Below are 11,120 nucleotides of genomic sequence, written 5' to 3' on the forward strand. Positions count from 1 at the left end.
TATGAATTTTAAAGAAACCAAACTTAAAGGCTGTTTTATAATTGAGCCAAAAATAATTCAGGATGAACGCGGCTATTTTATGGAAAGTTTTAACCACAATACTTTTCAAAATGGTGTGGGTCAAAACGTAAATTTTGTTCAAGATAATCAGTCATTTTCCTCAAAAGGTGTTTTAAGAGGTTTACATTATCAGTGTGATGAACATGCACAAGCTAAATTAGTTCGCGTTTTACAAGGAGAAGTATTAGATGTAGCAGTTGATTTACGTCCAGATTCTGAAACATACGGTCAATACGAAGCTATTTTATTATCGGCAGAAAATCAAATGCAATTTTTTGTACCAAGAGGTTTTGCTCACGGATTTTTAGTGTTAAGCGACTCGGCAACTTTCTTTTATAAATGTGATAATTTTTACAATAAAGAAAGTGAAGGAGGAATTATATATAACGACGAAACTATAAATATCGATTGGAATTTTCCTCTTCAAGAATTAATCATTTCAGATAAAGACAAAGTATTACCTAATTTACAAAACGCAAAAAAAGTATGGTAGTACTTGTAACAGGAGCAAACGGACAATTAGGACAAGCGATTCAATCTATTTCTGGAAAATATCCTGACTCGAGCCAATACAGCGAACAGGCGCAGCAAATAGATTTTGTGTTTTGTTCTTCATCTGAATTAGACATTACTAATTTAGAAAATTGTCAAACTGTTTTTTCAACCTATCAACCCCATTTTTGTATTAATGCAGCAGCATACACTGCTGTTGATAAAGCCGAAAGCGAACCAGCAAATGCTTTTAACATCAATGCAAATGGAGCAGAAAACTTAGCAATTACATCAAAAAAGCACAATACGATACTAATTCATATTTCTACTGATTTTGTTTTTGATGCTTATTTTTCAGAAGGAGTTGCTTATTATGACAGGGAATTTCGTTTACCTTTAAAAAGTAATTTAGGGTTGTTAGAAACAGATGTGCCTTTTCCTTCAGGAATTTATGGACTAACCAAATTACAAGGAGAACAAGCTATTCAAGCTACTTGGGAAAAACATTTCATCATTAGAACTTCTTGGGTATATTCTCAATTTGGCAATAATTTTCTTAAAACCATGTTGCGTTTGGCTAAAGAAAGAGATACTATTTCAGTTGTAAATGATCAAATAGGAACCCCTACAAACGCCTTTGATTTAGCTGAGGTTTTGATAAAAATAATAGAATCTTGTCATGCTGAACTTGTTTCAGCATCTAATTACGGAATCTACAATTTCTCAAACGAAGGTGTATGTTCTTGGTATGATTTTGCTAAGGAAATATTCAATCAAAATAAAATTTCTATAACTTTAAATCCTATTCCAACAACTGCCTATCCAACACCAGCAAAACGACCTGCGTATAGTGTTTTAGATAAAAGTAAGATTAAAAACATTTTTGGAATAGAAATTAAAACATGGGAAGAAAGTTTATCATCTTGTTTAAATCAAATGTAAAACTATGAAGAAAGCAATCCTTATATTTTGTTTTTCCTTCTTCTATACTTTTTCTCAAGAAAAGGCAGCTACCTATTTAGATGTTCAACTTTTTAGAGGAAATGTTTATAAACACACAGATGATATTGGCCATCTAATAACAGGACATCCAGATGGTTTTATGTTGAGTTATAATTGGAAGACCTTTGGAAAAAAAGAGTGGCAACAGGTTTATAATTATCCAGATTATGGTATTTCTTTTCATTATTTAGACTTTAAAAATAATTATTTAGGATATAATGTTGCTTTAGGATTACACTACAATTTTTATTTTTTCAATAGAAATTTAATGTTTAGAATTTCACAAGGAATTGGAATGACTTCGCATCCATATGATAAAGAAACCAACAACAAAAACAATGCTTTCGGGACTAAATTCATGGACAATAACTACTTTTTATTGCAATATAAGAAGGAAAATATTTTTGATAAAATTGGATTTCAAGCAGGTTTTATGTTAACACATTTTTCTAATGGTAGGTTTAAAGCGCCGAATAGCGGTATAAACACCTTTGCCTTTAATGTGGGTTTAAACTATAATTTTGCAGATAAACAAGAATTTATAAAAGATTCTTTACCATCTAAAGAAACGTACAAAGAAAAAATAAAATATAATATTGCTTTTAGAACTGGAATTTCAGAAGGACCAATTCCGCATTTAGGACAACGTCAGTTTTACCATATTGGGTTCTATGCAGATAAAAGAATTGGCAGAAAAAGCGCATTACAAGTAGGAACTGATGTTTTTTTCTCCCGCTATTTACAAGATTATATTAAATTTGTTTCTGTTGCCTATCCAGAAGGACATAAAAATTACGCAGATTCAAATACAGATTATAAACGTGTAGGTGTTTTTATTGGACATGAATTATTTATTAATAAATTATCTATAGAAACACAATTAGGTTATTATGTTTACAAACCATTTGATTATGAAACAGACATTTATCAAAGAGTTGGAGCAAAATATTATATTTACAAAAACATTTTCACAGGGGTGGGTTTAAAAACACATGGTGGAAGAGCTGAAGCAATTGAAGCTACAGTAGGAATAAGATTATAAATTTATCAATTCGAGTAAAGTCGAGAAATCTAATTATGAAAAAATACGCATTATATTTTCTACTATTACTTCTTTTAGGAAGCTGCGGTATTTCTGAAGATTGTTTTAAAGGGAATGGTAATCAAGTAACACAATCTTTTCCTATAAGCGGATTTACTAAAATAAAAGTCTATAACGGAATTGGATTAGTTGTAAAAGAAGGACCAAACTATGAAGTTAATGTAACCACATCGGATAATATTTTAGACAAAATAGATATTAGTTTAACTGGCGAAAACGGAGAAATGTTAGTCGTAAAAGACAACTCAACTTGTAATATTGCTCGAGATTATGGACAAACAACGGTTTATATTACTATTCCAGATGGTACAATATCAACATTTCCATTAATTCAAGAACTAGAATTACATAGTAAAACAGAACAAAAAATACAATCAGATGGAATATTACACTCGCCAATTGTTCGTTTATTTTCATTAGGAGACGATGGTGATGAAGCAGGAACAAGCGATTTTTATATACATATTGATAATAATCAATTTGTAGTTGAAAGTAATACGGTTTCAAATTTTTATATCAACGGTCATTGTAATGAAATGTTATTAAATTTTTATTTTGGAAACGGCCGTTTTTATGGCGAAGAATTATTAGCAGAAAATATTAAACTATTTCATCGTGGTTCTAACGATATGATGGTTTTTCCCATTCAAAAAATAGAAGGAACAATTTATGCCACAGGAAATGTAATTTTAAAAAATGTGCCACCAATTGTTAATGTAGAAGAAGTTTACACAGGAAGAATAATTTATTAAAAAATATGAAATTATCTATAGTTTCCCCAGTTTATAGAGCGGAATTGGTTTTAGACGAATTAGTAGAAAGAATATCAAACAATATTCCTTCTGCATTTAGTTCTTTTGAAATTATTTTGGTAGATGATTTTAGTCCCGATAAATCATGGGATAAAATAGTTGCAATTTCTAATAATAATTCTAATGTAAGAGGTTTTAAGTTAAGTAGAAATTTTGGCCAACATTATGCAATAACAGCCGGATTAAATCAAACAACAGGAGATTATATTGTGGTTTTAGATTGCGATTTGCAAGATCAACCCGAAGAAATAGAAAAACTATTCAAAGCATCCCAAAAGGGATTTGATATTGTATTAGCCAGAAGATACGAGCGCAAAGACTCATTATACAAAAAGACCGTTTCAAAGTTATTTTACAAAACATTATCCTATTTAACAGGAACAAAACAAGATGCAACTGTAGCAAATTTTGGAATATATTCTAGGCAAGTAATTAATGAAGTTGTAAAGTTAGAAGAGAAAATTAAATATTTTCCAACCATGGTAAAATGGGTAGGATTTTCAACTACTTATGTCAATGTAGAGCACGCATCTAGATCCGAAGGAAAATCTAATTATAATTTAAAAAAACTACTCAACCTAGCTTTAGATATTATATTAGCTTATTCAGATAAGCCATTGCGATTGATTATTAAATTTGGATTATCAATTGCATTAATTTCCTTTTTAATGGTAATTTATGTATTGTTTGAAAAATTTACAGGAAAAGTCTCTGTAAGCGGTTATGCAAGTTTAATTATTAGTATTTGGTTTTTGAGTGGTTGTTTATTAACAACTTTAGGAGTTGTTGGATTGTATATTGGGAAAATATTTGAAGGTGTAAAAAACAGACCTAGTTATATTATTGAAAAATCAACAAATGAATAGTATTGCTTTATTTATAATGGGTAAAAAAGGTTTAGCTTGTTTAGAAACAATGTTAAATTGCATTTCTGTTGAATTAAAATTTGTTATTTACGCTACTGATAAAAATGTTGAAAAAGATTATGCTGATGAAATTATCGCATTATGTAATAAGCACAATATTTTGTGTTACAACAGAAATTCTTTCGACGAAACATTATTAAATTCAGTTTCCTACTATATTGCTATTTCTTGGAGGTGGTTAATTAAATCAGATTTAGAAAAACTAATAGTATTTCATGATTCAATTTTACCTAAATATAGAGGGTTTAATCCATTAGTAACCGCATTAATTAATGGAGATGAAGAAATTGGAGTTACCGCTATTTTTGCGAATAAAGAATTTGATAATGGCGCTATTTTAGGCACAGAAAAAACACCTATTTCATATCCAATAAAAATTAGCGAAGCGATTGATATTATTAGTGTTTGTTATCAAGATTTAGTAATGAAAATTGGTAAAGAAATAGCAAGCAATACTTTAGTTGCAACACCACAAGATGAAAATCAAGCCACTTTTAGTTTATGGAGAGATGAAGAAGATTATTATATAGATTGGAGTTTAGATGCTCTAGTTTTAGAGAGAACTATTAATGCTTTAGGATTTCCATATGGAGGTGCCAGATCTAAAATGGATGATAAAATTATTATTTTAGATGAAGTTAAAGCGTTAAACGATGTTAAAATTGAAAATAGAACATCAGGAAAAATATTATTTTTAGACAATAATCAACCTACAATAGTATGCGGTAATGGGCTAATTAAAATAGAAAAAGCACATTATTTAGAAAATGGAGAAGAAGTAAATTTTAAAAAATTTAGAACTAGATTAAAATGAAAATACCGTTTAACAAACCTTATTTAACAGGTAAAGAAACACAGTATATAGAAGAAGCTGTTAAGTCTGGAAAAATATCTGGAAATGGTATTTTTACACAAAAATGCCAACAGTTTTTCGAGTCGAATTATGGTTTTAAAAAATCATTATTAACCACTTCATGCACAGACGCGCTTGAAATGGCAGCTATTTTAATTAATATTAAAGAAGGAGACGAGGTAATTATGCCTTCTTATACATTTGTATCAACTGCTAACGCTTTTGTGCTTAGAGGAGCAAAAATAGTATTTGCAGATAGTATGCAAAATCATCCAAATATGGATGCTTCTAAAATCGAATCTTTAATTACTTCTAAAACAAAAGCAATTGTTCCTGTTCATTATGCCGGCGTAGCTTGTGATATGGATTTGATTATGGAGTTAGCAAATAAATATAATTTATTTGTAGTAGAAGACGCTGCTCAAGCCATTGATAGTTATTACACTGGAAAAGATGGTATAAAAAAAGCATTAGGGTCTATAGGCCATTTAGCTGCCTTTTCATTTCATGAAACAAAAAATATTATTTCTGGCGAAGGAGGAATGTTAGCTATCAACGATGATCAATTTATAAACAGAGCCGAAATTATTTGGGAAAAAGGAACCAACCGATCTTCTTTTTTTAGAGGCGAAGTAGATAAATATGGTTGGGTAGATATTGGGAGTTCATTTTTACCATCAGAAATTGTTGCGGCATTTTTATGGGCACAATTAGAAAATCTAGAGAGCATTCAAAATACCAGAAAATCACATTGGGAAAGCTATAATTTAAAATTAGATGATTGGGCAAAAAAACACGAAATCAGATTACCTCAATTGCCTAGTTATGCAACAAATAATGCCCATATGTTTTATTTGGTATGTAAAAATTTAGAGCAAAGAACAGCATTAATTAATCATTTAAAACAAAATGATATTTTAGCGGTTTTTCATTATATAAGTTTGCATAAAAGTCCATTTTACGAGAATAAGCATGATGGTAGAGTGTTGCCAGAAACAGATAATTTTACAGATACTTTGGTACGATTACCTTTGTTTTATGAACTTGATGTACAAACGGTTATTAATATTATAAACGAAATCTAAATGAAAAATCTAAATAAAGAAATATTTAAAGATGAATATAAAATAAATAACGGAAAATATATCTTTATTCCTGTTCAAGAAGAAATTGTAACAGACTTTCTGGATAAGATAAAATATAAACTAAAAAAATTCAACAAGATTTATAGTGCTTTGATTGAAGTTGTTAGCCCCGTTTATCCTCAGCCTTTTTTTGATGCAAGAAAAATTATACGTAATGAAATAAAGGGAAAAAACGTTGTTGCTTTAAATCTTGGTAGTGGTAACTCTGATTTTGGAAATGATTTAATAAATGTTGATTTATTACCATATCAAAATGTAGATGTAATTTGTGATATTGAAAACATCCCTTTTAAAGATAATTCTGTTGATTACATAATAAACATAGCGGTTTTAGAACACGTTCCAAATCCTCAAAAAGTAATTTCTGAGATTCACAGAATTTTAAAACCGACTGGAAAAATTTATTGTTTTATACCATTTATGCAACCCTTTCACGCATCTCCATATGATTTTCAAAGGTTCACATATGAAGGAATGAAACATCAATTTAAAGATTTTAATATTATAAAAATCAAATCAATAGGACCAACATCTGGAATGTTGTGGGTGGTTCAAGAATGGTTTGCGTTAGTTTTTTCTTTTGGGATAAAACCTTTGCATACTTTTTTATATTTATTTTTTATGTTGATTACTTTTCCAATAAAGTTTTTAGATATTCTATTACAATTTTATCCAATGAGTAAAAACATGGCCACAGGATTTAGCGTTTGGGCTGAAAAAAAATATAACCAATAAGTTAAAACAATTTTAAATATTTAAGATTTACAAAATGATAACCATAAAAAAAACGATTAATTTATTAATAGAAAATAAAGCTTTGACGGTAATTTTATTATTAGCTATAATTTTAAGGTTATTTAGAATAGATTATCAAAGTTTATGGATGGATGAAATTTATACACTAAATGTAGCCAATCCTGATCATTCTTTTTTGCAAATTATTTCTGAAGTAAACTTGAGAGAAAGTTATCCTTATTTGTATTTCTATATAATGAATGCTTTGTTTATTTTATTTGGCGACACTTCAATTGTGGTTAGAATACCATCTGTAATTTTTGGAGTTTTAGCCATTTGGATGATTTACAGAATTGGTAAGGAACTTTATTCAAAAAATGCAGGTTTAATCGCAGCAATTTTATTAACATTAAACCAATATGTTATTTATCATTCTCAAGACGGTAGAGCTTATACATTTTATTTATTTGGCTTGTTATTATCGTATTATTATTTTATTAAATTTATAAAAGAAGATAGTAGAAAAAACATGTACTTGTATGCAATAAGTGCTGGATTTCTATTGAATACAAATTTTTTTAGTGTTTTAAATGTTTTGTCTCAAGGATTTTTTATGGTTTTTGTTTTAATGACTTTAGATAAAAGCAATCAAAAAGCATATTTTAAAAAAATGTTGGTTATTGTAGGAATTGTGTTTTTATTTTTTATTCCAAATGCTTACAAGTTTTATCTATTAACTAAGTTAAAAGTTCCTTGGATTCCGCAAGCTTCAAATGAAGCATTAATAGATATTTTAAAAGAAATTATAGGTAGTTCTATTTATTTGATTTTTATATTTTCAATTCTTTTTACTTTTTTTATAATAAAAGTATTCAGTCAAAAACAATTAAAAAACGTAAAAGATTTTTTATCAGACAAACTTATATTTAGTTATCTAATAATATTTTCATGGATTACATTCGTATTATTGGTGATAATTGTAAAATCTTATACAGGCTCTTCTATATATCTTTCAAGATATTTTATAAGTGTTGTACCTCCGTTTTTATTAGCTATTTCTATTGCTTTTGTTCAAATGAAAAATCTTATGGTAAGATATTCATTTCTATCTCTATTATTATTTTTTCTAATTTTTGATTTAGTAGTTGTAAAAAGATACTATAGTACTCCTCTTAAGGCCCAGTTTAGAGAAGCTTCAGATATGGTTAAGTTCTATAATCCAAATAAAGACAAGGTATATACAAGTTTAAAATATTGGTATAGTTATTTTTTTAATAAACATGGTCAAAAGGTTGAAGTAGTAGATATGCCAAATTTAACTGTTTTAGTAAAAGAAATGCAATCGAATCCAGCATTACTTGAATCATTTTGGATTGTAGATGGCTATCAAGATGTTGTTAAATTATCAGATGAAGATCAGCAGTTTTTAGACACCCATTTTAGATTACAAGAAACGTATGATGGTTTAGGTGCAATTGCAAGACATTACATAAAAAAATAAATGAAAGTATTAGTTGGTCATACCGGTTTTGTAGGTTCTAATTTATTAGAAAGCACTTCTTTTGATTTTTGTTTTAACTCTAAAAACATAAATGAATCCTTTGGACTCAATCCAGATATATTAGTTTATTCTGGAGTTAGAGCTGAAAAATTTCTTGCCAACAAAGAACCAGAAAAAGACTTCGAAATCATTTTGGAGGCTATTGATAACATAAAAAAAATTAATCCAAAGCAAATTGTTTTAATTTCTACAGTTGATGTATATCCTAATCCTGTTGCGGTTGATGAAAACACTGAAATTGATTTAGACACAGTGCAACCTTACGGAAAAAACAGATTGTATTTAGAAAATTGGGTCGCTTCAAATTTTGATGATTATTTGATTGTTAGACTTCCGGGTTTATTTGGTAAAAACATTAAAAAGAATTTTATTTTCGATTTAATTTCGGTTATTCCTTCTATGTTAAACGAAGCAAAATATCAAGAATTAGCTTCAAACAATTGGATTGTAAACAACTATACTTTACAAGAAAACGGGTTTTATAAATTGAATAATGTTGATGATTCGGATAGAAAAATTTTAAAACAACAGTTTTTAAATGTAGGTTTTTCGGCTCTAAATTTTACAGATAGTAGAGGAAGTTTCCAATTTTATAACTTAAAAAATCTTTGGAACGATATTCAAATTGCACAAAAAAGCGGTGTAAAAAAGCTAAACTTAGCTACAGAACCTATAGAGATAAATGAAATTTACAAAGCGGTTTATGAAAAAGATTTCGTTAACGAATTAAATAATCCAGTTCCGAATTACGATTTTTATACCATTCATGGACAATTATTTCAAAATAAAGGAAATTATATTACAAACAAACAAGAGGTTTTACAAGATATTGTTAACTTCATCAAAAGTCAACAATAATGAAAGTAACTATTTCAAATATTGCTTGGCAACCTGAATATGATGCTGAAATGTATGCTTTTTTGAAAGAAAAAAAGTGTACCGGAATTGAAATTGCTCCAACCCGAATTTTCCCAGAAAAACCATATTCAGATTTGAAGAAAGTGGCAAATTTTAGAGAGGAAATTAAATCGAATTATGGATTAAAAGTAGTTTCAATGCAATCGATTTGTTTTGGTAGAAACGAAGCTATATTTTCATCAGAAGAAGAACGAAATTCTTTATTATCATATATCAAACAATCTATCGATTTTGCATCAGAATTAGGTTGTAATAATTTAGTTTTTGGTTCCCCAAAGAATAGAAATATTAATCCAAATCAAGAAGAAATTGCAATTGAATATTTTTCAGAAATAGGAAATTATGCCTCGGATAAAAACACTGTTTTTGCTTTCGAACCCAACCCGGTTATTTATGGAACAAATTTTATAAATACCACAATTCAAGCATTAGATTTTGTTAAAGCTTGTAATGTAGAAGGTTTAAAGGTAAATTTTGATTTAGGAACGGTAATTTATAACGAAGAAAATTTAACTATTTTAGAAAATAATTTAAAATGGATTAATCATATACATATCAGCGAACCTTATTTAGAAGTAATTCAACAACGTTCGCTTCATAAAGAATTGGCTTCTATTTTAAGAAAAGAAAAATATGCAAAATACATTTCAATAGAAATGAAAGGTGGAAGTGAACTAGAAAAAATTAAAGATATCATTCAATATACTCAAGATGTTTTCAAAAACTAACGAAGCAATTTATGGCGTGCCCAAGTTTCTTTCTACTGAAATCGAAGAAAGAAAAACCAAGTATTGTTTGTGTATTCCCATCATAAATGAAGGAGAACGCATTCATAAACAATTGCAAAGAGCACAACAAAATGGCATTGACAAATTAGTTGATATTATTATTTGTGATGGCGATTCTACCGATGGTTCCACAGAAATTAACCAATTAAAAACATTTGGGGTTAACACACTCTTGACAAAAAAAGATTCTGGAAAACAAGGAGCTCAATTAAGAATGGGTTTTTGGTTTGCTTTAGAAAGAGGTTACGAAGGAATTATAACCATTGATGGAAATAATAAAGACAGTATTGAATCAGTTCCATTATTTATTGAAAAGCTAGAACAAGATTTTGATTTCGTTCAAGGTTCCAGATATGTAAAAGGCGGTAAAGCGATAAATACGCCAAAAATTAGACATTTTGCGGTAAAATTTATTCATTCGCCATTAATTTCTTTAACAGCAAGACATCGTTTTACAGATTCAACAAATGCCTACCGATGTTATTCTAAAAAGTATTTAACGCATCCAAAAGTGCAACTTTTTAGACCTATTTTTACAACCTATGAATTACTTGCTTTTTTATCTGTTAGAGCATCGCAATTAGGATTAAAAGTTGGCGAAGTTCCGGTTGAACGTAAATATCCTGAAAGTGGAAAAGTTCCTACTAAAATAAGTTTTTTTAAAGGAAATTTCAACTTAATAAAAATATTAGTTAATAATTTATTTGGGAAATATAACCCGTAAAG

12 protein-coding genes are annotated in these 11,120 nt (G+C 28.6%); all 12 read left to right on the forward strand.

The window, feature by feature from the left end; all coding sequences use genetic code 11:
* Position 1: 1 nt before the first annotated feature.
* From rfbC to GFJ99_RS00880, 12 genes are read left to right on the forward strand one after another with little or no spacing between them, the layout of a single operon-like run.
* Complete coding sequence (gene rfbC, locus GFJ99_RS00825; protein WP_153207118.1) at positions 2 to 553, forward strand: dTDP-4-dehydrorhamnose 3,5-epimerase; 552 nt, start codon at positions 2 to 4, stop codon at positions 551 to 553.
* Positions 547 to 1,494, forward strand: a complete 948-nt coding sequence (gene rfbD / locus GFJ99_RS00830; RefSeq protein ID WP_153207119.1) for a dTDP-4-dehydrorhamnose reductase — start codon at positions 547 to 549, stop codon at positions 1,492 to 1,494. The genes rfbC and rfbD overlap by 7 nt, the downstream gene beginning before the upstream one ends.
* 4 nt (positions 1,495 to 1,498) lie before the next feature.
* The gene (locus GFJ99_RS00835) at positions 1,499 to 2,596 is read left to right on the forward strand and encodes an acyloxyacyl hydrolase (protein WP_153207120.1); all 1,098 of its coding nucleotides are present in this window, start codon (positions 1,499 to 1,501) and stop codon (positions 2,594 to 2,596) included.
* A gap of 35 nt (positions 2,597 to 2,631) precedes the next feature.
* Positions 2,632 to 3,408 carry a GIN domain-containing protein gene (locus GFJ99_RS00840; protein ID WP_153207121.1) on the forward strand — a complete coding sequence of 259 codons (777 nt, stop codon included), beginning with the start codon at positions 2,632 to 2,634 and terminating at the stop codon, positions 3,406 to 3,408.
* 5 nt (positions 3,409 to 3,413) lie between these two features.
* Positions 3,414 to 4,334, forward strand: a complete 921-nt coding sequence (locus GFJ99_RS00845) for a glycosyltransferase family 2 protein (protein ID WP_153207122.1) — start codon at positions 3,414 to 3,416, stop codon at positions 4,332 to 4,334.
* Positions 4,327 to 5,208, forward strand: a complete 882-nt coding sequence (locus tag GFJ99_RS00850) for a formyltransferase family protein (protein ID WP_153207123.1) — start codon at positions 4,327 to 4,329, stop codon at positions 5,206 to 5,208. The genes GFJ99_RS00845 and GFJ99_RS00850 overlap by 8 nt, the downstream gene beginning before the upstream one ends.
* Positions 5,205 to 6,332: a dTDP-4-amino-4,6-dideoxygalactose transaminase gene (gene rffA, locus GFJ99_RS00855; protein WP_153207124.1), complete on the forward strand. Its 1,128-nt coding sequence runs from the start codon at positions 5,205 to 5,207 to the stop codon at positions 6,330 to 6,332. Before GFJ99_RS00850 ends, rffA begins: the two co-directional genes overlap by 4 nt.
* Positions 6,333 to 7,127 carry a class I SAM-dependent methyltransferase gene (locus tag GFJ99_RS00860; RefSeq protein WP_153207125.1) on the forward strand — a complete coding sequence of 265 codons (795 nt, stop codon included), beginning with the start codon at positions 6,333 to 6,335 and terminating at the stop codon, positions 7,125 to 7,127. It abuts the gene before it with no gap.
* A 34-nt stretch (positions 7,128 to 7,161) separates the two neighbouring features.
* Entirely contained in the window at positions 7,162 to 8,628 is a 1,467-nt protein-coding gene (locus tag GFJ99_RS00865; protein ID WP_153207126.1) for a glycosyltransferase family 39 protein, read from the forward strand.
* Positions 8,629 to 9,546, forward strand: coding sequence for an NAD-dependent epimerase/dehydratase family protein (locus tag GFJ99_RS00870; protein ID WP_153207127.1), 918 nt, complete (start codon positions 8,629 to 8,631; stop codon positions 9,544 to 9,546).
* Positions 9,546 to 10,334, forward strand: a complete 789-nt coding sequence (locus GFJ99_RS00875) for a sugar phosphate isomerase/epimerase (protein WP_153207128.1) — start codon at positions 9,546 to 9,548, stop codon at positions 10,332 to 10,334. The genes GFJ99_RS00870 and GFJ99_RS00875 overlap by 1 nt, the downstream gene beginning before the upstream one ends.
* Positions 10,318 to 11,118, forward strand: a complete 801-nt coding sequence (locus GFJ99_RS00880) for a glycosyltransferase family 2 protein (protein ID WP_153207129.1) — start codon at positions 10,318 to 10,320, stop codon at positions 11,116 to 11,118. Before GFJ99_RS00875 ends, GFJ99_RS00880 begins: the two co-directional genes overlap by 17 nt.
* The last annotated feature ends 2 nt before the right edge of the window (positions 11,119 to 11,120 follow it).

The sequence above is a fragment of the Flavobacterium sp. LMO6 genome (assembly GCF_009495795.1).
Taxonomy (GTDB): domain Bacteria; phylum Bacteroidota; class Bacteroidia; order Flavobacteriales; family Flavobacteriaceae; genus Flavobacterium.